We start from the raw sequence: 20,276 nt of genomic DNA, 5'->3' as shown, positions 1-20,276 counted from the left end.
GAGTTTATGTGATGAGGAAGGATGTTAAGGATGGCTGCGATTGTAGTAGATCATGTTTCAAAAATATTAGGACCTCAGCTGGTGCTGAACGATGTCAGCATCGAATGCGGAGAAAAATGCATTGTAGGAATTACAGGCCGGAACGGATCGGGAAAGTCCGTGCTGTTTAAATGCATCTGCGGGCTGATCCTGCAGGACATCGGCACGGTGACGATCAAGGGACAGAGCAACACGGATTATATCCGTTCCGGGAACGGCCTGGGGGCGATCATCGAAGAGCCTGCGTTTCTTGACCGATACAGCGGGAGAAAGAATTTGGAATTGCTGTATTCGGTCAGGAACAGAAAGGACAGGGAGCATATCAATATGATATTGGAGAAAGTGGGGCTGGACGCAGAGGCGAAAAAGAGGGTCGGGAAGTATTCGATGGGCATGAAGCAGCGCCTGGCGATCGCCCAGGCTATTATGGAAGACCAGGAAGTGTTGCTGCTGGATGAACCGATGAACGGCCTGGACAATGCCGGGGTAGAGGACATGCGGAAGCTGTTTCTGGAATTGAGGGAGGAAGGCAAGACGATCCTACTGGCAAGTCATAACAAGGAAGACATCAGCTGCCTTTGCGATTGTGTATATGAGATGGACGCGGGAACGATTAAAAATGTATTGTAAATATCAGAAGCCCGGAAGAAGCCGGGACCGCTGGGGCCTGCTCTTTGTTCTTCCCAGCCTGGCGGGAGTGCTGGCGTTTTATGTGATCCCTTATCTGGATGTGGTCCGCAGGGCCTTTGCCCGGACATTGACCGGGGAATTTGCAGGGTTATCGAACTTTTGCCAGGTGCTGGAGAATCCGGCGTTCCGTCTTGCGTCGGCAAATACGGCGAAAATGATGGGGGTCAGTGTCCCGATCTTAGTTGTATGCTCGCTGATGCTGGCAGTGCCTCTGCAGAAAGGAATCCAGGGGGGACGGTGGTTTAAGAGCGGGCTGCTGATCCCCATGGCCGTTCCGGTAGCGTCGGTGGTGCTGCTCTGGCAGTGTATCTTCGCGAAGCAGGGATTTCTGAACGGGCTTTTGAATCTGTTCGGGATTCCGGGGACGGACTGGATGAATACGGAGTATGCCTTCGGCGTTCTGGTATTCAGCTATGTGTGGAAGAACCTGGGATACAGCGTCATCCTGTGGATTGCCGCCCTGGAGGGGATTCCGGCGGAGATCAACGAGGCGGCGCAGATCGACGGGGCGGGGGAATGGGTCATATTCTTACGGATCACGGTTCCCAACCTGTTTTCCGCATTTTTTACGATCACGGTGCTGTCGCTGATCAATTCCTTCAAGGTATTCCGGGAGGCGTACCTGGTGGCAGGAGACTATCCGGACGAGAGCATCTATATGCTGCAGCATCTGTTCAACAACTGGTACCGGAACCTGGATGTGGATAAGATGGCAGCAGGCGCGGTACTCAGCGGTACGGTGCTGCTTGTGCTGGTGTGCCTGTTCTGGAGAAGATGGGAAGGAAACGGAGCGGATATGTGAGAGTACATATTTTTCAGACGTGCCCGTTCTGGAGAAGATGAAGGAGAAGCGGAGCGGATGCGTGAGAGGGATGCTTTTTTAGAGAAGACCGGGAGGGAAATGGATCAGATGCAAAAGCTTGGAAAATGTGCAGGAGTAGGGCGTGCGGGAGTAAAGCGGAAAAGAAATGTGGTTTTGCCATTTTTTATGGGGGCGCTGGCTTTTATGTGCTGTTATCCGATTCTGTTTTTAGTGACAGGGTCATTGATGGGACAGGGGGAGGCGGCGGAAAATCTCAGGCCGGTATTCTCAGGCGCGGAGGACTTCGCGTCCTGGTCGGTGATTCCGTTTGAGCCCACACTTCGCTCCTATGTGGAGCTGATTTTTGATACGCCGGATTTCTTTGTGATGTTCTGGAATTCCATGAAGATCACGGGCGGGATCCTGCTTGGCCAGGCGGTATTCGGCATCCCGGCGGCCTGGGGCTTTGCCAGATACCGATTCCGTTTTCGGCGGGGCCTGTTCTTTTTATATATCGTCATGATGATGATGCCGTTTCAGGTGATGATGCTTTCGGATTATCTGGTGATCCGGTGGATGGGGCTTATGGATACAATGGCGGCAATCATCCTTCCGGGAATTTTTTCGACCCTTCCGGTGTTCATCATCTGTCAGTTTTTTAAGGAAATACCGGAGGAATTGCTGGAAGCGGCGCGGATTGACGGCGCGAGAGAAGGGGATATTTTTTTCCGGATCGGGCTTCCCCTCGGCAAGGCCGGGATCATCTCGGCCCTGGTGCTGCAGTTCCTGGAATGCTGGAATATGCTGGAACAGCCGATGGCATTTTTAAAGACACCGTCGCTGTGGCCGCTGTCCATGTTCCAGCCCCAGATCACGGCGGAGACGGCGGGGGCCGCGTTTGCGGCATCGGTATTTGCGCTGCTTCCGGCCATCTGGGTATTTTTGGCAGGGCACGAATTTTTAGAGCAGGGGATACAGGCGTATTGCGGGAATGTGTGAGGTGGAGAGATGAAACAGAGGATGATGAAGGCAGGAATTTTACTCTTGGGATTGATGATCGTATTTACCATGATTTCCAGAACTGCCTATAACATAAGTACCGCCGAGGTTTCTACGAAAAAACCGGAGCCTCAGACATTTACCCCGGATGTCTCGGCCAGGGGGACTGTGGCCGGCCGGGAGGAGATCGCCGTCTCTACGGTGGAGAGCCTGCGGGTGGGCTCTGTGCATGTCATGGAAGGGCAGGCGGTGGAGGCCGGACAGATCCTGTTTGAAGTGGACCTGCAGGATCTGATGGAAAAGATGAAAGAGAAGCAGCAGGAATTGTACTCTCTTGACTTGCAGATCCGCGGGGCGGCGGAGTCGGCGGCGATTTCAGAGAAAAGTCGGCAGCTGACACTGTCCCAGGCGCAGGAGGATTATAACCGGACCGCAGCCAGAGAAAATGAGACGGTGAATGCGGCACTGGCCGAGCTGCAGCAGGCGCAGGAAGCATATCAGAAATTTATCGCAGGCTCCGGGGCAGGGGCGGGACAGGCGGCTTCCGGCCAGTCAGACGTGGGCCGGATGGATTTCAGCCAGCCGATGGGCCAGACGAATTCCATTGAGCAGGGCGGAGACCAAATGGCTTCCGGCCAGTCAGGCGGAGGTCAGCCGGATTTCTCACAGCCGGATATCGGGCAAACGGGTCAGGATCAGTCAGGCGTTGATCAGACGGCTTCCGACCAGACAGCGGAGGGGCTCCTTGCCGCGATACAGGAGAAGCAGGCGGCATATGACCAGGCGGTGAAAAAACGGGACGAGTCCTTATACCAGGCACAGAAAGCACTGGATTTGGCGAATCTGGGAACGGCAAAGGATTATTCCGTGGAACAGAGCCAGATTACCCGGGGGCAGAAGGAGGAGGAGATTGCCAGGCTGCAGGCGCTAATCGATACGCAGGGACAAGTGGCGGCTCCGGCAAAAGGAATGGTGACGGAAGTCGGCATAAAAGCGGGAAGTACGACGACGGGCGGGGGAGATATCCTGCTGTCGGATCTTTCCGGCGGGGCAAGCCTGACTGTGACCTTCCCCGAGGAAATGAGAAAATATATCCGGGAGGGGACTCAGGCCGTGGTTACAGCAGAGAACCCTCTGCCCGGACAGCAGGCCGCAACAGAGCGGGTGACGATTCGGACCATAGCGGACAGCGGTATTTCCGGCAATGGGGCATCCGGCATGGAGGCAGGCGCGGCATCTGAAGCACAGTCGGGAGGCAGCTTTACGGTGACGGTTCATGTATCCTCGGATCATTTTTCGGCAGGGGAGGCGGCAGCCTTGAAGGTGGAAGCACAGGTAAGCGATTATGCGGCCTGTGTTCCGACAGAGGCCCTCCATCTGATGTCAGGAGACCAGTATTATGTCAATGTGGCCGAGAAAAAGTCTACGATCCTGGGGGAAGAATGGGTGGTGCGCCAGGTCAGTGTGGAATTGCTGGAAAAGAACGAAAAATATGCGGCGGTGGAAGGAATTTCATCTGAGCAGGAGGTTGTAACGGAATCCTCCCGTACCTTGGAGGAGGGAAGCCGGGTGAAGGTGAACCATGAAATGGATTGAAGTTGTGGACAGGAAAAAATGGAGAGAGCGGTGTCTGCTTTTCCTCCTGGGAGCCGTAACTCTGCTGTGTTTTGCGAAGGGAGTCCGCCATGCGGAGCTTGTAAAAGCACATGCTTCCAAATTGGACTTTGCGGCATCCGGAGAGCAGGGGGCATTGGATTACGCAGGGGCTAAGTCTGCATGGGAAGAGAATCAGAAGCGGGATCATCCGCTGGAATACGTGAACTGGACACAGGCGGACGGGGTGCAGGTCTCTGCGTCCGCTCTTGGAACATCGGAAGAAAGTGACGCATTGATCCTCTGCGGCCGCTCGGATCTGCTGTTTCCGGGTTATGCCGTGCTGGACGCGGAGACTCAGTACGGATGCCTGCTCAGCAGCGCATTGTCGGGGAAGCTGTTCGGTGGGAAAGACACGCGGGGACTCATGGTCGAGATACAGGGCAGAAAGCTGGAAGTTCTGGACGTAGTAGACAGCGAGGAGGTATTTCTGGCCTATGAAGCCGGGGAACAGGACTCGTGCGCCTTCGACCGCGCGGCGGTGAACTGTGTCTCGGGAGAGATCGGTAAAACCGAAGAAGGGTATCGGCAGTTATGCGGCAGCTGGGAACGGATGGAGAGCAGGGTGCTTGTCTGGATCTCGCAGGGGCTTTGTTTTTTGGTCCCCGGGATTTTGTGGATATTCCTGATGCGTTACTGTGCAAAAATGTCACGGATGGCCGGAAGGAGAGCGGAACGGATCGACAAGATAGAAAAAAGGATCTGGAGATCACTGCTGTATCTGCTGCTGGCAGGAGGGATCCTGTTGCTGATTAAAATGGTGCGGATTCCGGAAGATATGATTCCTGCAAAATGGTCGGATTTTGATTTCTGGACGGAATATGGGAAGAGGCTGGGAGCAGCGTGCCAGGTTTTGATCCGGTCTGAGAAGAGGATACCGGATATTCCGATGATGAAGGAATTTGCGGGAGCACTGCAGTGGACAGCGGCTGCAGTGGCAGGAGAGGTGGTATTTTTGCGCAAAATTTGAAAATGTGTAGGTTGAGGCTTATAAAAATCTTGTTTTCGTGATATAATACGCTTATAAAAATCTTGATTTCGTGAATCGGTGCGGCATAAGGAAAGGACTGATACCGTTATGAAACGAAAAATATATGCGGAAATGCTGAAATGGAAGCAGGAGAGCGCCCGAAAAACCGCCCTTTTGATCGACGGCGCGTACCGTGTCGGAAAAAGCTATATCGCGGAAGCATTTGCAAAAAATGAATACAGGTCATATCTTATGATCGACTTCAACAATGTCAGCAGCGATGTAAAGGATCTGTTTTACAATTATCTGAATGACCTGGATACATTTTTTATGTATTTGTCAGGGTATTATAATGTGAAATTATATCCCGGGGAGTCCCTGATCATTTTTGATGAGGTTCAGCAGCTTCCAAGGGCGCGGGCTGCCTTGAAATATCTGGTTGCCGACGGCAGGTTTGATTATATGGAGACCGGATCTCTGATGTCCATCCGGAAAAATGTAACGGATATTGTAATTCCGTCGGAGGAGCGGCATATCAAAATGTACCCGATGGATTTTGAGGAATTTCTGTGGGCGATGGGGAATGAAGTTTTGATGGATATGATCCGAAAATGCTTTGATACCAGGAAGATGATGGGGCAGCTTCTGCATAGAAAGGCGATGGATTATTTTCGCCAATATCTGATCGTCGGGGGAATGCCCCAGGCAGTCGGAGAGTACGTATCCTCCCGTGATTTTGACCGGGCGGACGCAGTGAAGCGGGATATCCTGACGCTTTATCGGGCGGATATCGCAAAGCGCGCGGAAGGATATGTGCAGAAGGTCAGCAGCATTTTTGATGAAATCCCGGCGCAATTGCAGAAGCATGAAAAAAAGTTCCGCCTCTCCGCTATCAAAAAGGATGCCCGTTTCAGGGACTACGAGGACGCGCTTTTCTGGCTGAATGACGCGATGATCGTAAACACCTGTTTTTGCTCTGCAGAACCCAATATTGGATTGAAGCTGAATATGGACCGGCTGACATTGAAGTGCTATATGGCAGATACCGGGCTGCTGATCAGCCATGCCTTTGATGAAAACGGTCTGGTATCCGAGGAAATATACAAAAAGCTGCTTTTTGATAAGCTGGAGGTCAACAAGGGCATGATCATGGAAAATATTGTCGCGCAGATGCTTGCCGCATCCGGCCATAGGCTGTATTTTTATTCCAACCCCGACAGAAACGACGCAGATTCCCGGATGGAGATCGATTTTCTGCTTGCTAAGAGTAAGATCAGCAGCAGGCACAATATATCACCGATTGAGGTGAAGTCCGGAAAGAACTATACGCTGTCATCGCTTCGGAAGTTTATGAAAAAATACCATGAACAGCTCTATACCCCATATGTAATCCATACGCTGGATCTGAAGGAAGAGGAGGGCGTCGTATACCTGCCGGTTTACATGACACCACTATTATAGTGAACGACAAAATATAATAGAAGCAGAGGTGAACATGCCATGCACATTTTAATCGTAGAAGATGAATCTGCTATCCGTCAGGAGCTGAGGCTCCTTCTTGAAAATGCCCTGTACCGGGTGACTGCCCTGGATGATTTTACAGACGTGCCGGAACAGGTGCTGTCCTGCGGCCCGGACCTGGTGCTGCTGGATCTGAACCTGCCGGGAGAATCCGGATTTGACATCTGTACCAGGATCCGCGCTTCATCGGAGGTTCCGATCATCTTTGTGACCAGCAGGACCGATTCCATGGATGAACTGACCGGCCTGATGAAGGGCGGGGACGACTATATCACCAAGCCCTTCCAGGCGCCGATCCTGCTGGCGCATATCGCGGCGGTCCTGAAGCGCGCCGCGCGGGAGGGTACAGAAGTGACAAAGCTTACCCACAAAGGGGCAGAGCTGGATATCGCGCGGGGCAGCCTTTCTTTCTGCGGGCAGGTGGTAGAATTGACCAAAAATGAATTAAAGATCATGCATTATCTGTTCCTGAACAAAGAAAAAATCGTTTCCCGGGCGAACCTGATCGAGTACCTCTGGGATAATCAGGTCTTTATTGATGATAATACCCTGAGCGTTAATATGACCCGGATCCGCGCAAAACTGGAGCAGGCCGGGATGCGTGATTTTATCAGGACCAAGAGAGGGATGGGGTATTCGATATGATCCGCGGGGCAATGAAAAAGGAACTGCATAGGGAAGAGGGTTCTCTGCCTTTCGGCGCTTTCCTGAAGGATAGGCTCCTTCTTTTTCTCCTGCATATCACCTGCATGCTGGTGCTCACCGGCTACCTCCTTCTCACAGGATACCCATGGGATTCCTGCGCCCTCATTCTGATCTGCTGGCTTCTGATCCTGACCGCCTGGACACTGTATGATTATCATGACCGAAAAACATATTTCTCGAAGATAGGGCATGTGCTGGACAAGGTGGATCAGAGATTCCTGCTGGGTGAACTGATGCCGGGATCTCCGCGTATCGAGGACAGGCTGTACCGGGAGATGATCCGCCGGTCCAATAAGTCCGTCATCGAACGGATCCGCCGGGTGGAGGAGGAACAGCGGGAATACCGGGAGTACATCGAAAGCTGGGTTCACGAGATCAAGGCCCCGATCACCAGCATATCCCTGATGTGCGAGAACCGAAGAGCGGAACGGAGATATCCGGAGTCCCTCAGCGAAAAGGCGGGCAGGGCTGACAGAATGAATGAAAACGATGCAGGTTGGGCACAGGCGGACTGCCCGGAGACGGGGGCGCCGGAAAACCAGAACGCGGCAATCCGGCAGATCGCGCTGGAAAATCAGAAGGTAGAGAATTATGTAGATATGGCGCTCTACTATGCCCGTTCGGATGAGGTATACAAGGATTATGTGATTCGGGAGACCAATCTGCAGACAACCGCGGAGGAGGCAGTGCTGAAAAATAAATATTACCTGATCCAGAATCAGATCCAGGTAGAAGTCCGGTGCGGAGAAGAAAAGGTATATACAGACCGGAAATGGATCCTGTTCATTCTGAATCAGCTGATCCTGAACTGTACAAAATATAGAGCAAAGGAAAACGCCCGCATCCGGATCACTGCGGAAGCCCTTCCGAATGGTGTTCATCTGCTTGTAGAGGATAACGGCGCGGGGATCAAAAAGGAAGAACTGCCGCGTATCTTTGAAAAAGGTTTTACCGGGACCAATGGGCGTAAGAATGACCGGGCTACGGGGATGGGACTGTACCTCTGCCGGAAGCTGTGCGGGAAATTAGGAATAGAGATTGACGCACGCTCAGAGTACGGAAACGGCACATGCATTGTGCTGGAATTTCCGATTAGCAGCTATGTCATAAACGAAGCATAGAAGAAAAGAACATGCCGCATTGCTTCGGCATAACGGCACGAAATTTTCATAAACTTATTTGGCAGTGAGAATGGATGCTTGACGATTGAATTATGAGTCTGTTTAGAAGGGATGATAACGATGGCATTGGAAAATAAACTTGGGATCACAAATTCAGCAGAGCTGGCACGGGAAGAGGAGAAAATCAGCAAGAAAAAAGCTCTGGAATTATTCGAATCAGGTATGCTTGACGAGCTTGATGCCGGAACCTTTGCGGCCCTTGCGGAGATTCACAGATACTTGTTCGACGAGATTTACGATTTCGCGGGAAAAGTGAGATCTGTAAATCTTGCGAAAGGAAACTTCCGTTTTGCGCCCTTGATGTATCTGCGGGCCGCATTGGAAAATATAGATAAAATGCCACAGTCCACGTTTGACGAGATTATCGAAAAATATGTGGAGATGAATATCGCGCATCCTTTCCGGGAAGGAAATGGACGGAGCGCCAGGATCTGGCTGGACCAGATCTTGAAAAAAGAGCTGCGCCAGGTGATCGACTGGAGCAGGGTGGACAAGGAGGACTACCTTCTCGCCATGGAACGGAGCCCGATCCGGGATATCGAGATCAAGCATGTATTGAAGGCCGCTCTGACATCAGAGATCCATGACAGGGATATCTATATGAAGGGGATCGATACCAGCTATTACTATGAAGGGTATACCACATTTAAGATGGAGGAATTGAAAGACTGACCGCCATGTCACAGAAAACTTCCCACCTGTACGGTTGGAAATCTTTCGAAAATGTAAGATAATTGTAAGCGAACCTGATACAATCCATCACCAGAATCTGTTACGATCAAGTTATACTCACGGCTGACGAAATCTGCTGTGAGTATCGCGCCAGCCGTAGCTGCAAAGCAATATATTTCCTCATACGGCTGTGCGCGTCATATGATACTGAGCTGCGGATTTATCTGGCGCTCAGTATACCATATGGTTTCGAAGGGAGAGTGACAGACAATGAAAGACTACATCCGGATCTGTGATGTGGAGAAGTATTATGGAAACGGCGCAAATGTGACAAAGGCGGTGGACCGTGTCAGCTTTACGGTGGAAAAAGGCGAATTTGTCGGTGTGATGGGGGCCTCCGGCAGCGGGAAAACAACCCTGCTCAACATGCTGTCCACCATTGACAGCGTAACAGCCGGGCATATCTACTACGGGGATACTGACATTACGGAACTCAAAGAGGATCAGCTGGCGGATTTCCGCAAGGAGAATCTGGGCTTTGTATTCCAGGACTACAACCTCCTGGATACGCTGACCATTGAGGAAAATATCATGCTGGCCATGACGCTCCAGCACAAAGGCCGCCGGGAGATCCAGGAAGAGTGTGAGAACATGCTGAACCTCCTGGGCATTGCGGACGTCCGCGGACAGTTCCCCTATCAGGTATCCGGCGGGCAGAAGCAGCGGTGCGCCTGTGCCAGGGCACTGATCAACCATCCCCGGCTCCTGTTGGCGGATGAGCCTACCGGGGCCCTGGATTCCAGGTCGTCCCAGACCCTTTTGGAGACCTTTACGAAGATGAACCGGGCGCTTTCGGCCACTATTTTCATGGTGACTCACGACGCGTTTTCCGCCAGCTACTGTTCCCGGATCTTATTTTTGAAGGACGGACGCATTTTCCATGAACTGGTTCGGGGGGAGCAGGACCGGCGCGGCTTCCTGAACCAGATCCTGGATGTACTGTCCCTGACAGGAGGTGAAGTCTCCGATGCTTGCTAAGCTCGCCTTCCGCAATGTCAAACGATCCGCCAGGGACTACCTGGTCTATTTTCTGACCATGACCTTTGTGACCGCGCTGATGTTTGCCTTCAACACCGTCATTTTTTCCAAAGACCTGCAGGGCAGAGTCAGCGATGTGGATATGATGCAGATGCTGATCATCCTGGCAACCGTATTCGTGGTGATCATCATTGCCTGGCTGATCAACTATATGGTGCGGTTCATGCTCGGCAAAAGAAGCCGGGAGTTTGGAACCTATCTGCTGCTGGGCATGCGCAAAAAAACGATCGCCCGCCTGTACATGCGGGAAAATGCGGCTCTCGGCATGGGGGCATTTTTCTGCGGCCTGGTGCTGGGAATCCTTCTGCAGCAGATTTTATTGTCCATCCTGTACGGCATGCTCCAGGAAACGTATCACCTGCAGATCGTTCTGGATCTCCGGTGCCTTCTGATGACGGCATCCTGCTATGGGGGCTGCTATATCCTGGCATTGCTCCGCTGCTCCCGGAAATTCCGGAAAATGAACATCCGGGAGCTGATGTACGCGGGGCAGCAGAATGAAGAGATCAGGGAATCCCATGAAGCGCTGAAAAAATGGCTGTTTCCGGCATCCATCCTGCTGTTGTTTCTCCTGGGATACAAGCTGTTTTTCGGAGAAACGTGGAGTACGGGGGATATTCTGCTGTTCCTGGTGTCTCTGGTTTTCGCGATCTACCTGTTTTATATGGGACTGTCCTCCTGGATCGTCTGCTATGTGAGAAAAAAAGGCAGTGCCGTTTACAAAGGGGAAAACCTGTTTCTCCTGCGGCAGTTTTCCTCCAAGGTAAAGACCATGCAGTTTACGATGGGGACGCTGACCGCATTGTTTGCCATCGCGCTTCTCGGCTGTGCATTTGCCATGATGTTTTCGGATTACCAGAACCAGATGCTGGAGCAGAAATTTCCTTTTGATGTGCAGGTATTCAGTGAGAGGACGGATGAGGATTTTGCAAAGGAGCTGGAAGTGCTGGAGCAGGAAACACAGATCCATGACGCATACCCATATCCGATCTACCAGAACGGTACCATGGAGATGAATATATGGCTGAGTACGCATCTGCGTATCTTTGATGATTCCTTCCGCAAGGCCGACGGAACGCCGGATCTGAAAAAGATCAAGGAAGAGGCTGGCGGCTGTTACGGAACCTATGATACCTATATAGGTCTTTCGACATACAACCATCTGCGCGGGATGCTGGGCTATCCTGCGGTCTCATTAAAAGAAGGGGAATACCTGATCCACCTCAAGGAACGGATTTATCAGGAGACAGGAGATTTTTCCGGGGAGCTCTCTGTCAGAGGGAAGGATGGGGAGCTTTTCTGCGCCGGATACCGGACGGAACCATTTTCCCAGGACGGGCACAATGGGGCGGATTACCTGATCGTGGTCCCGGACAGCGAGACGGAGGCAATGGACGTATTTTACAGAGAGCTTGCCGTGGATATTGAGGGGGAGGCTCCGAAGGATCTGGGAAAACGTCTGGATGATCTGGCAGAATTGTCGGAGGATGAGATTCAGGACATGATGGGGCATGTGTACCTGGACGAAACAAGTATGGGATGCGGAACGGATACGATGGTGGTCTACTATACGAAATATCTGGTCCGCGACAACCTGATCCCGGAGGTGAAGTATATGCTTTCCTCTATCATCTTCCCGCTGTTTTATATCGGTCTGGTGTTCCTGTGCGTGGCCCTGACCGTGCTGTCCGTACAGCAGCTCAGCGACTCCGCGAAATACCGGTTCCGGTACGGGGTGCTGCAGAAGATCGGGATCAAGAAAAAGAAGCTTGCGGCCGTGGTATGGAAGCAGCTGTTCATGTATTTCCTGTGTCCGGCGCTGTTTGCCGCGGTGCTCAGCGGAGTCGTCATCATCTTTGCCAGTGCGATGTTTGTCGCTTCCACCGGGGTGCATACCTTTGTACTGCAGTATTTCATGACGGCATTTCTGCTGTTCTTCGGGATCTATGCGATCTACTTTACGGCGACCTATGTAGGATTTCTGAGGAATGTGGAATAAGGAACTGCCCGCCTTCTGCTAAAAGATATATCTCTCACCGGGAGCAAACATGTGGAAAGCCTGTCCGGGGCTGAACCGGTATAAGCAGTCCACGAAGTAGGCCGGGCTGAGTCCGTTGCCCGCATACAGGTCAAAATGCATGGGCACAAGCAGCCGTGCATGGATTTCCTGTGCCAGCAGTACGGCCTCTTCCGCGTTCATATTTCCGATAATGTCATTTTGCAGTTTATAGTAGTCTCTTCCGTTGACCGGAACCATCAGGATATCCACCCCGTCGATCTGCTCTGCAAGGCCGTCGTAGATGCAGCAGTCCCCGGAGTGGAACAGGGTGGTGCTGCCGAAGGTCATCCGGTAACCCAGTTCTTTATAATTTCCAGATTCATCGGTATGCAGCTCTTCGTGGGCCGCTGCGACAGGTGTGACACTGCAGGGGCCGAGAGACAGCTTCTGCCCGGCGGCAGCGCTCATGATACGGGAATCGTCCACCCCGTAGGAGCGGATATTTTCACGGACCGGCGCCGGAACAATGAATACCGCTTTGGTGTTGCGCGCGGCAAGAGCGCGCAGCGTGTCCGGATCCGCATGGTCCGTATGGTCATGGGTACAAAATACATAGTCTACAAAATCCAGCTCCTCCGGCAGGATGGGGATGTCATACCTGCGTGTCCAATCCGCGTCCTGCATTCCGTGATGGCGGTCGATGGAATCCGACAGATAAGGGTCGATGAGATAAAAGTGGTCACGGTATCGGATCAAAAATCCTTCCTGCCCCAGATAAAACATTGCGATCTGCTCTTCCGTCAGACGGGTGTTCAAAATCTGTTCTTTTGTCATATGGAAACCTCCTGAATGTATTATAAAATGCAAGCGTCTGTCCGGCTTCGGAGCTGTGGAGCCGATGGAGATCCTGAGCAGAAAACCGCCGCGGCCGCAATCCTTTACACCGCACCGCCGGAGGATCCGTGGACGATTATTTCTTACTGTCCTGCGGATTCCCTTCGGAGACATCCGGGTGCAGGAAGCTGTATTGAAGAATTTTGATATCCTCGGCGTCAACGGTATTTAAGATCACATTGCCGGTCTCCAGATACCAGACGTCGCCGGGGGATGCCAGATCGGAAAATCGATCCGAATTGTACTTGAACCCGCTTTTGCCAAGCATATCCTCCGCCTCCTTGTGGATCTGATCATAAACCGCCAGGAGATCGTCGGAATCGTCGGTTTCGTACATCCAGGCCATACTGACAAGCCTGTCATTTTCATCAAAAGAATACTTGACGGTTCCGTTCAAACCATCATATTCCTTCGGATAAGAATAAACCGGGCCGCCGTATACGGTGGAATCGTAGGCTTCACTGTCGGTGCCTTCCAGCTCCTGAATATCCTCCAGCGTATGCTCCCATGTGATCGTTGTGAATGGACACTCCGCCGCCTTCTTCCCGCATCCCCAAGTAAATAAAATGCAAAAAACCAGAGCGAAAAGCAGAGTGAAAAGTTTGTGCAGTTTTTTCATAGTAAAATAGAACCTCCATAATCGTTTCGCAAAAAATTGAAGACCTGTTTGTGCATCAGCATAGTTCCTATTATACAACAGATGGAATGTAAATAAAATGTCGAATTTTCCGTCAAAATATAGGAATTATTAGAAAATTTGGAATTTTCTATTGACTTGACCGAGAAAAATGTGTTTTACTAGAAAAAGTATTGAAACTAAGCGGTTCGTTTGACAGAAAGGAAGGTGAGAGTCGTGCCGGCAACAATGCGCGATGTCAAAAACAGGACAGGTTTATCAATGGCGACGATTTCCAAGTACTTGAATGGAGGAAACGTACTGCCGGAGAATAAGATTTTGATCGAAGAGGCAATCCATGAGCTGCACTATGAGGTCAATGAGATTGCAAGAGGACTTGTGAAAAATAAGACAAAGATCGTAGGCGTCATGGTTCATGATATTGCATGCTATTTTTCGGGGATGCTGCTGCATTACATAGGACAGGAGCTGAGAAAGCGGGGATATGGGATGATGAGCTGCGACTCCTGCAATGATGAAGAGATTGAGGCGCAGAATCTGAAGTTCCTGGTCAGCAGGAAGGTAGACGGGATTATTGCGCTCCCTGTCAGCATGAGAGGAACCTTTTTGAAGCCTGCGAAGCAGAATAAGATCCCCATCGTTCTGGTGGACCGGGCGTTTCAGGACGAAGAGTTCGACTGTGTGGGGATTGATAATAAAATTGCGGCATACCGGGCGGTGGACCTGCTGCAGAAGCATAATCATAAAAAGATCGCGGTGATTGCTTCTGATGTGGAGTATACCGGGATCGAACGGATCAAGGGCTATGAAGACGCCATGCGCCAGGCGGGGCTGGAGATCCGGGAGGAGTATATCAAGCGGGGACGCCATTCTATGGAGGTCGGTTATGAGAAGATGAAGGAGCTGCTGGCGGAACCGGATCGTCCGACAGCGGTCCTGATGGGGAATTATGATACGATGCTGGGCGGAGTGCTGGCGGTCAACCAGTCTGAATTTTCCTGTCCGGAGGACATCTCCCTGATCGGGTTTGACAACCTGATGCTTTCCGGACTGATCAATCCGAGCTGGTACATGGTGGAGCAGCCGATGGAAAGGATGTGCATGAAAGCGGTAGAACTGCTGTGGAACCGGATGGAAAAAAAGGAAGAGGAAGATTCGCCTGTAAAAATCTGCCTGGGAACAAAGATACAGAAAGGAGAATCTATCCGCAGACTGGAGGAAGACATCCTGTCCTGAACGCAGGCGCATGGATTTGCGAGGCAGTATATGAAGGGATGCGGAAACGCTGCAGGGGAAAGCGTGCGGACATAAGAAGCGAAGCGTTTCGCTTTCGATAAAACGCTTCGGGAAAAGAGAAAGCTGAAACGGGATTCTGTTTGTAAAAATAATATAAAAATATGTTGACTTAAAGGAGGTTAGATAGTATAATATGCCCTATAGAAACGAGAAAGCGTCGCGGGGTATCATGAAATATGTTCAAAACATTTCAAAAGCGTTTGGGGTGAATGAGAGCGAAGCGTTACGCGTGGCGAGCTGGATGCGTTCGCGAGAGCGGTATCTTGTACGGAAAAACGGACGTATTCCGGAGGAATCATTCATGGAGGAGGAATGAAAGTGGAAAAAATCAAACAAAATGCATTTGTAAAGAAGGTGGGGTTTAACAGAATTGTCCTGATCTTTGTACTGCTTTTAATGTACCTGGCATTCGGGGCATTGACCGGCGGAAGCTTTTTCGGCTTTTCGCGTATCATGAACACCCTGAATTACGTTTACTTTCTGGGATTTCTTTCGCTGGGGGTAACATTCGTGATCGCGACAGGAGGAATTGATTTCTCCATCGGGCCGGTGATGTTCTGCTGTTCACTGGTGTCAGGGTATTGCCTGACTACCTACGGTGTGCCCATGGCGCCCAGCCTGATCATGAGTATCCTGATTGGTGTTTTGTTCGGCGTTTTCAATGGATATCTGGTAGCATACTGGAAGGTACCTCCGTTTATCGTGTCTATGGCAAGCATGAACATTGCAAAAGGAATCGCGGCCGTATTTACAAAGACTCAGTCCGTAAGCTGGCCGCAGTCAACGACAGATGACGGATGGTACAGGAATTTTATCAACATGAACGGCATTCCGGTCGGCCTGTTTATCTTTTTGGGGATTTCAGTCATCTGCGCGATCGTATTGAATAAGACAAAATGGGGACGTTACATACTCTGCCTTGGAAGCAATGAAGAGGCTGTCAGGCTTTCAGGCGTGAATGTGAAAAAGTGGAAAATGCTGGCTTACATCATCTGTGGAACTCTGGTCGGCGTGGCATCAATCTTCTTCGTAGCCGCATACACGACCGTACAGCCCGGATATGGAGACCAGTATAACAATGAAGCGATCGCAGGATGCGTGATGGGCGGTACATCCATGGCCGGCGGGCTTGCATCCATCAGTGGTACTGTAATTGGTGTATTTATCATTTCTCTTTTACAGCAAGGTATTCTTGCGCTGGGATTTACAAAAGAATATCAGTATATTATCACCGGTTTGATCGTTATTGCGGCAGTTTACTCGGACGTTTCCGCAAGACGCAGAAGGAATTAGTGATAGTATAAAAGAAAGGAGAGGTGAGAAAATGGGCGAAATTATTTTGACAATGAAGGGTATTGACAAGTCTTTCCCTGGTGTTCATGCACTGGATCATGTTGATTTAGAGGTGAGAAAGGGAGAAGTCCTCGCGCTCATGGGCGAAAATGGAGCGGGAAAGTCAACTCTGATGAAGGTATTGACGGGAATCTATAAAAAGGATTCCGGTACGATCACATATGAAGGAAAAGAAGTCGAATTTAAAAATACAAGAGAAGCTCAGGACGCGGGTATCGTAATCGTGCATCAGGAGCTGAACATGCTTGGTCATCTGACCGTTGCGCAGAACCTGTTCATCGGCAGAGAATTCAAAAAAGGGATTCGGATCGACGATAAGAAGATGAATGAAGAAGCGGCGAAGCTTTTTGAAAGACTGAACGTGCATATTGATCCGACAGAGACCATGTCCAACCTGACGGTAGGAAAACAGCAGATGTGCGAGATCGCCAAGGCCGTTTCCTTTGACGCCAAGGTCATCATCTTTGACGAGCCGTCCGCGGCCCTCACGGAGTCTGAGATCGAAGAGATGTTCAAGATCATCCGTGACCTGAAGAAAAAAGACATTGCCATGGTCTATATCTCTCACCGTATGGATGAGATCAAGGTAATCACGGACCGCGTTACAGTCATGCGTGACGGTACCTATGTAGGAACATTGATCACAGAAGAGTGTACAAAGGAAGATATCATCAACATGATGGTAGGCCGTGTTATTTATGAGGATCCGAAGACCGAAAGCGCGGTTCCGAAGGACGCGCCGGTTGTATTAAAGGTAGAACACCTGAATGCGGGCAGGATGGTACAGGATGTCAGCTTTGAACTGCGCAAGGGCGAGATCCTCGGATTTTCAGGCTTGATGGGCGCGGGACGTACCGAGACGGCGAGAGCCCTGTTCGGAGCTGATCCGAAGGAAAGCGGAGACATCTACATCAATGGACAGAAGGTCACTATCAACAATCCGCAGGATGCGGTTAACTGCGGGATCGGATATCTGTCCGAGGATAGAAAGCGGTTTGGTATCGTTGTACAGAAGACCATTGCGGAAAATACAACGATGGCTTCCATGAAGGATTTCATGAATGGGATCTTTATTGACAAGAAGAAAGAGACTGATGTTGCCAACCAGTATGTAGAAGCGCTTGCAACCAAGACTCCGGGTGTGGACGAACTGGTTGTAAACCTCTCCGGCGGTAACCAGCAGAAGGTCGTAATCGCAAAATGGCTGACACGAAACAGTGACATCCTCATTTTCGACGAGCCAACGAGAGGTATTGACGTCGGAGCGAAGAACGAGATCTACAAGCTGATGAACAGGCTGGTAGCAGAAGGTAAATCCATTATCATGATCTCCTCGGAGATGACGGAGATCCTGCGTATGAGCGATCGGATCGTGGTAATGTGCGAAGGAAAAAAGACAGGCGAGTTGGATATTTCTGAAGCAAAACAGGAAACAATTATGAATCTTGCGACAAGAGAGATTGAATAGAGGAGGGCGGGAGAATGGCAAACAAGAAAGCTTTTGGTAAATTAAAAGGGCGAGAGGCCATGGTATTGGCAATCATCGTTGCGATGATCGCTCTGTTCAGTATTCTCAGCCCCACGTTCAGAACCTATCCGACTCTGGTGAGTGTTTTGGATAATACCTATTATATCACGCTGATGGCACTGGGAGTTACGTTCCCGCTGATCACAGGCGGTGTAGACCTTTCCATAGGTACAGGACTGGTTTCTTACGCGCTGATCGGAGGATTCCTGATCTTCCAGAAGGGAATGCCGGTTGGGGTTGCGATTGCCGTATGTATCGGCTTTGGAGTATTGATCGGTGTATTTAACGGTGTACTGGTTGCGATCATGGACCTGCCGCCGTTCCTGGCGACACTGTGTACCTGCATGATCACGCGTGGACTCGGACCTGCGCTCTGCGGCGGTTTCGGCGTATCCTGGCCGTCATCCATATCAGCGGACGGAGGCTTCCGGAAGATCTTCAAGTTCGTGACTGCGGAGGGAACGGTCATACCGATCGGGATCGTGTTTATGATCATCCTGGTAGCGATCATGTCCTTTGTATTAGATCATACCAGGGTAGGGCGTTATACGATTGCCATTGGAAGTAATAAAGAGGCAACAAGACTTGCAGGTGTAAACATCAAGTTCTATCATGTACTGGCATATGTGATCTCCGGATTATTTGCAGGTATGGCAGGGGTTGCATACGCTGCGACTTATGCAACGATCTATCCGGGCGCCGGCGCGGGATTTGAGCTGGATGCCATCGGCGGAGCGATCGTAGGCGGCGTATCTGCATCCGGCGGTGTAGGAACGATCCTGGGTTCCTTCCTCGGAGTTATCGTCATCTGTCTGATGAAGGTCGGACTTCCGTTTATCGGCCTGCAGGCAAACTGGCAGCAGATCTTTACCGGTATCGTGCTGATCGCGGCAGTATTGGTAGATGTATTGAAGAAGAAAAAAGACTGAGAAGAAACCAAAACTTTAGTTTATAAGAAACGGTAAACGAAAAAGAATCTGTTTTAAAACAGCAAGAATATGTTGTTCGAGCAAGAACTTCATATATAAAAAAATCTCATTAAAAGGAGGAAAAAAAATGAAAAAGAAGGTTTTAGCTATTTTACTCAGCGCAGCAATGGTGATCTCCATGGCGGCATGCGGCAGCGGTGGAAATGACAGCGGCGACAGCGGAAGCGCGGACAGCGGTGCAGCTACGGAAGATGCTGGGGATGCAGCAGATGACGCAGGAAGTTCCGAAGGCGGAAGCAAAGGATATTCTTTCCAGATGATCGTTAAGAGCTTCCAGTCTACATACTGGCAGGCAGCAATCCAGGGCGTTGAGCAGGCTAAAGCAGAACTGGGCGTGGAAGTAGAAGCAAACGGACCGGCGAATGAGTCCGATATCGCTGACCAGGTTCAGATGCTGGACAGTGCAATCCAGAAGAAACCCGACGGAATCGCTTTGGCAGCATGTGATACAAAGTCTGTAGTGGATTCACTTGCAAAGGCTCTGGAAGCCGGCATCCCGGTTGTATGTTTCGATACCGGCGTTGATGAGGCTCCGGAAGGTTCTGTATACGCAACGGTAGCAACCGACAACGCAGCAGCTGGCGCTGTAGCAGCAGAGAATATCTTCCCGGTGATAGAGGAAAAGATCAAGGCTGCAACAACCGACGCGCAGGTTCGTATCGGTGAAGTGAACCAGGATGCAACTGCGCTGAATATCCAGCAGCGTGGACAGGGATTCATCGACAAGATGATTGAGCTTTGCAATGGCGTTGACAAGAAGGTTGCAGTAGTTGGCAACGAATTTTATGTAAACGGAACAGAAGGCAAGGTTGATGAGAAAGAAGCAGAAGTGATCATCGAAGTCGGCGTTCCGGCTCAGACAACAGTAGACCTGGCTTCCACAGAGGCTCAGAAGATCATGTCCAAGGACGACACGATCGCAATCTTCGGCTCCAACCAGACAACAGCAGAAGGTGTTGTAACAGCGAACCAGACACTGAACAAGCTGTCAACAGATCCGGAAAAGGGTATCATCGGCGCAGGCTTTGACGCTGGTAGACCGCAGAAGGAAGCTATCATGAACGATCAGCTCATCGGCTCTGTAACACAGTCTCCGCTGATGATGGGTTATGAAGCAGTTGTGACTCTGACCAAGATCTGCGACGGCGAAGAAGTAGCTGATATCCCGATGGATGGTTACTGGTATGGCAAGGACAATATGGAAGACGATAACATCGCTCCTAACCTTTACGACTAATTGTGATTCGAAT

The 20,276-nt window shown here is 50.8% G+C and carries 18 protein-coding genes; 16 read left to right on the top strand and 2 right to left on the bottom strand.

The genetic code is table 11. The features are described 5' to 3' along the window. The first annotated feature begins 30 nt into the window (after nucleotides 1-30). From ACTOY7_RS08740 to ACTOY7_RS08690, 11 genes are all read left to right on the top strand, one after another. On the top strand, nucleotides 31-669 hold the full coding sequence (locus tag ACTOY7_RS08740) for an ATP-binding cassette domain-containing protein (RefSeq protein ID WP_482671292.1): 639 nt from the start codon (nucleotides 31-33) through the stop codon (nucleotides 667-669). Further along, the gene (locus ACTOY7_RS08735) at nucleotides 659-1,531 is read left to right on the top strand and encodes a carbohydrate ABC transporter permease (RefSeq protein ID WP_482671291.1); all 873 of its coding nucleotides are present in this window, start codon (nucleotides 659-661) and stop codon (nucleotides 1,529-1,531) included. The genes ACTOY7_RS08740 and ACTOY7_RS08735 overlap by 11 nt, the downstream gene beginning before the upstream one ends. A gap of 186 nt (nucleotides 1,532-1,717) precedes the next feature. Further along, complete coding sequence (locus tag ACTOY7_RS08730) at nucleotides 1,718-2,530, top strand: carbohydrate ABC transporter permease (protein WP_482671296.1); 813 nt, start codon at nucleotides 1,718-1,720, stop codon at nucleotides 2,528-2,530. A 9-nt stretch (nucleotides 2,531-2,539) separates the two neighbouring features. Further along, on the top strand, nucleotides 2,540-4,126 hold the full coding sequence (locus tag ACTOY7_RS08725) for a hypothetical protein (protein WP_482671290.1): 1,587 nt from the start codon (nucleotides 2,540-2,542) through the stop codon (nucleotides 4,124-4,126). Then, on the top strand, nucleotides 4,113-5,153 hold the full coding sequence (locus ACTOY7_RS08720) for a hypothetical protein (RefSeq protein WP_482671289.1): 1,041 nt from the start codon (nucleotides 4,113-4,115) through the stop codon (nucleotides 5,151-5,153). The genes ACTOY7_RS08725 and ACTOY7_RS08720 overlap by 14 nt, the downstream gene beginning before the upstream one ends. Before the next feature lie 108 nt (nucleotides 5,154-5,261). Further along, nucleotides 5,262-6,614, top strand: coding sequence for an ATP-binding protein (locus ACTOY7_RS08715; protein WP_300884694.1), 1,353 nt, complete (start codon nucleotides 5,262-5,264; stop codon nucleotides 6,612-6,614). A gap of 39 nt (nucleotides 6,615-6,653) precedes the next feature. Next, nucleotides 6,654-7,319, top strand: coding sequence for a response regulator transcription factor (locus ACTOY7_RS08710; RefSeq protein WP_482671288.1), 666 nt, complete (start codon nucleotides 6,654-6,656; stop codon nucleotides 7,317-7,319). Then, nucleotides 7,316-8,500: a sensor histidine kinase gene (locus ACTOY7_RS08705; protein WP_482671287.1), complete on the top strand. Its 1,185-nt coding sequence runs from the start codon at nucleotides 7,316-7,318 to the stop codon at nucleotides 8,498-8,500. Before ACTOY7_RS08710 ends, ACTOY7_RS08705 begins: the two co-directional genes overlap by 4 nt. 120 nt (nucleotides 8,501-8,620) lie before the next feature. Continuing rightward, on the top strand, nucleotides 8,621-9,232 hold the full coding sequence (gene fic, locus ACTOY7_RS08700; protein ID WP_160282993.1) for a protein adenylyltransferase Fic: 612 nt from the start codon (nucleotides 8,621-8,623) through the stop codon (nucleotides 9,230-9,232). Nucleotides 9,233-9,502: 270 nt separating this feature from the next. Beyond that, complete coding sequence (locus ACTOY7_RS08695) at nucleotides 9,503-10,270, top strand: ABC transporter ATP-binding protein (RefSeq protein ID WP_304969683.1); 768 nt, start codon at nucleotides 9,503-9,505, stop codon at nucleotides 10,268-10,270. After that, a complete protein-coding gene (locus ACTOY7_RS08690) occupies nucleotides 10,260-12,329 on the top strand; it encodes an FtsX-like permease family protein (protein ID WP_160282991.1) in 2,070 nt (689 codons plus the stop codon). The genes ACTOY7_RS08695 and ACTOY7_RS08690 overlap by 11 nt, the downstream gene beginning before the upstream one ends. Before the next feature lie 18 nt (nucleotides 12,330-12,347). Here ACTOY7_RS08690 and ACTOY7_RS08685 read toward each other — a convergent pair whose 3' ends face one another. Then, nucleotides 12,348-13,163, bottom strand: a complete 816-nt coding sequence (locus ACTOY7_RS08685) for an MBL fold metallo-hydrolase (protein ID WP_482671286.1) — start codon at nucleotides 13,161-13,163, stop codon at nucleotides 12,348-12,350. A gap of 136 nt (nucleotides 13,164-13,299) precedes the next feature. Next, nucleotides 13,300-13,842, bottom strand: coding sequence for a hypothetical protein (locus ACTOY7_RS08680; RefSeq protein ID WP_300823266.1), 543 nt, complete (start codon nucleotides 13,840-13,842; stop codon nucleotides 13,300-13,302). 279 nt (nucleotides 13,843-14,121) lie between these two features. On the opposite strand from ACTOY7_RS08680, the gene ACTOY7_RS08675 reads away from it, so the two are divergent. The 5 genes from ACTOY7_RS08675 (at nucleotide 14,122) to ACTOY7_RS08655 (ending at nucleotide 20,263) form a co-directional block, all read left to right on the top strand. Further along, nucleotides 14,122-15,096 (top strand): LacI family DNA-binding transcriptional regulator, encoded by a 975-nt coding sequence (locus ACTOY7_RS08675; protein WP_482671285.1) that lies wholly within the window; start codon nucleotides 14,122-14,124, stop codon nucleotides 15,094-15,096. Between the two features lie 372 nt (nucleotides 15,097-15,468). Beyond that, entirely contained in the window at nucleotides 15,469-16,449 is a 981-nt protein-coding gene (locus ACTOY7_RS08670) for an ABC transporter permease (RefSeq protein WP_160282987.1), read from the top strand. 31 nt (nucleotides 16,450-16,480) lie between these two features. Beyond that, nucleotides 16,481-17,977: a sugar ABC transporter ATP-binding protein gene (locus tag ACTOY7_RS08665; RefSeq protein ID WP_160282986.1), complete on the top strand. Its 1,497-nt coding sequence runs from the start codon at nucleotides 16,481-16,483 to the stop codon at nucleotides 17,975-17,977. A 14-nt stretch (nucleotides 17,978-17,991) separates the two neighbouring features. Further along, entirely contained in the window at nucleotides 17,992-18,966 is a 975-nt protein-coding gene (locus tag ACTOY7_RS08660) for an ABC transporter permease (protein ID WP_160282985.1), read from the top strand. Between the two features lie 127 nt (nucleotides 18,967-19,093). Then, nucleotides 19,094-20,263: a substrate-binding domain-containing protein gene (locus tag ACTOY7_RS08655; protein ID WP_482671284.1), complete on the top strand. Its 1,170-nt coding sequence runs from the start codon at nucleotides 19,094-19,096 to the stop codon at nucleotides 20,261-20,263. Nucleotides 20,264-20,276 lie beyond the last annotated feature (13 nt).

The organism is Schaedlerella sp., assembly GCF_056796775.1.
Note: the sequence above shows the minus strand (reverse complement) of the source record. Positions and strands in the feature narration are given on the sequence as shown.

What these genes read in the sequence shown, in the direction of transcription:
- ACTOY7_RS08740 (WP_482671292.1), top strand. Translation starts at nt 31, where the DNA reads ATGGCTGCGATTGTAGTAGATCATGTTTCAAAAATATTAGGACCTCAG.
- ACTOY7_RS08735 (WP_482671291.1), top strand. Translation starts at nt 659, where the DNA reads ATGTATTGTAAATATCAGAAGCCCGGAAGAAGCCGGGACCGCTGGGGC.
- ACTOY7_RS08730 (WP_482671296.1), top strand. Translation starts at nt 1,718, where the DNA reads ATGGGGGCGCTGGCTTTTATGTGCTGTTATCCGATTCTGTTTTTAGTG.
- ACTOY7_RS08725 (WP_482671290.1), top strand. Translation starts at nt 2,540, where the DNA reads ATGAAACAGAGGATGATGAAGGCAGGAATTTTACTCTTGGGATTGATG.
- ACTOY7_RS08720 (WP_482671289.1), top strand. Translation starts at nt 4,113, where the DNA reads ATGAAATGGATTGAAGTTGTGGACAGGAAAAAATGGAGAGAGCGGTGT.
- ACTOY7_RS08715 (WP_300884694.1), top strand. Translation starts at nt 5,262, where the DNA reads ATGAAACGAAAAATATATGCGGAAATGCTGAAATGGAAGCAGGAGAGC.
- ACTOY7_RS08710 (WP_482671288.1), top strand. Translation starts at nt 6,654, where the DNA reads ATGCACATTTTAATCGTAGAAGATGAATCTGCTATCCGTCAGGAGCTG.
- ACTOY7_RS08705 (WP_482671287.1), top strand. Translation starts at nt 7,316, where the DNA reads ATGATCCGCGGGGCAATGAAAAAGGAACTGCATAGGGAAGAGGGTTCT.
- fic (WP_160282993.1), top strand. Translation starts at nt 8,621, where the DNA reads ATGGCATTGGAAAATAAACTTGGGATCACAAATTCAGCAGAGCTGGCA.
- ACTOY7_RS08695 (WP_304969683.1), top strand. Translation starts at nt 9,503, where the DNA reads ATGAAAGACTACATCCGGATCTGTGATGTGGAGAAGTATTATGGAAAC.
- ACTOY7_RS08690 (WP_160282991.1), top strand. Translation starts at nt 10,260, where the DNA reads ATGCTTGCTAAGCTCGCCTTCCGCAATGTCAAACGATCCGCCAGGGAC.
- ACTOY7_RS08685 (WP_482671286.1), bottom strand. Translation starts at nt 13,163, where the DNA reads ATGACAAAAGAACAGATTTTGAACACCCGTCTGACGGAAGAGCAGATC.
- ACTOY7_RS08680 (WP_300823266.1), bottom strand. Translation starts at nt 13,842, where the DNA reads ATGAAAAAACTGCACAAACTTTTCACTCTGCTTTTCGCTCTGGTTTTT.
- ACTOY7_RS08675 (WP_482671285.1), top strand. Translation starts at nt 14,122, where the DNA reads ATGGCGACGATTTCCAAGTACTTGAATGGAGGAAACGTACTGCCGGAG.
- ACTOY7_RS08670 (WP_160282987.1), top strand. Translation starts at nt 15,469, where the DNA reads ATGAAAGTGGAAAAAATCAAACAAAATGCATTTGTAAAGAAGGTGGGG.
- ACTOY7_RS08665 (WP_160282986.1), top strand. Translation starts at nt 16,481, where the DNA reads ATGGGCGAAATTATTTTGACAATGAAGGGTATTGACAAGTCTTTCCCT.
- ACTOY7_RS08660 (WP_160282985.1), top strand. Translation starts at nt 17,992, where the DNA reads ATGGCAAACAAGAAAGCTTTTGGTAAATTAAAAGGGCGAGAGGCCATG.
- ACTOY7_RS08655 (WP_482671284.1), top strand. Translation starts at nt 19,094, where the DNA reads ATGAAAAAGAAGGTTTTAGCTATTTTACTCAGCGCAGCAATGGTGATC.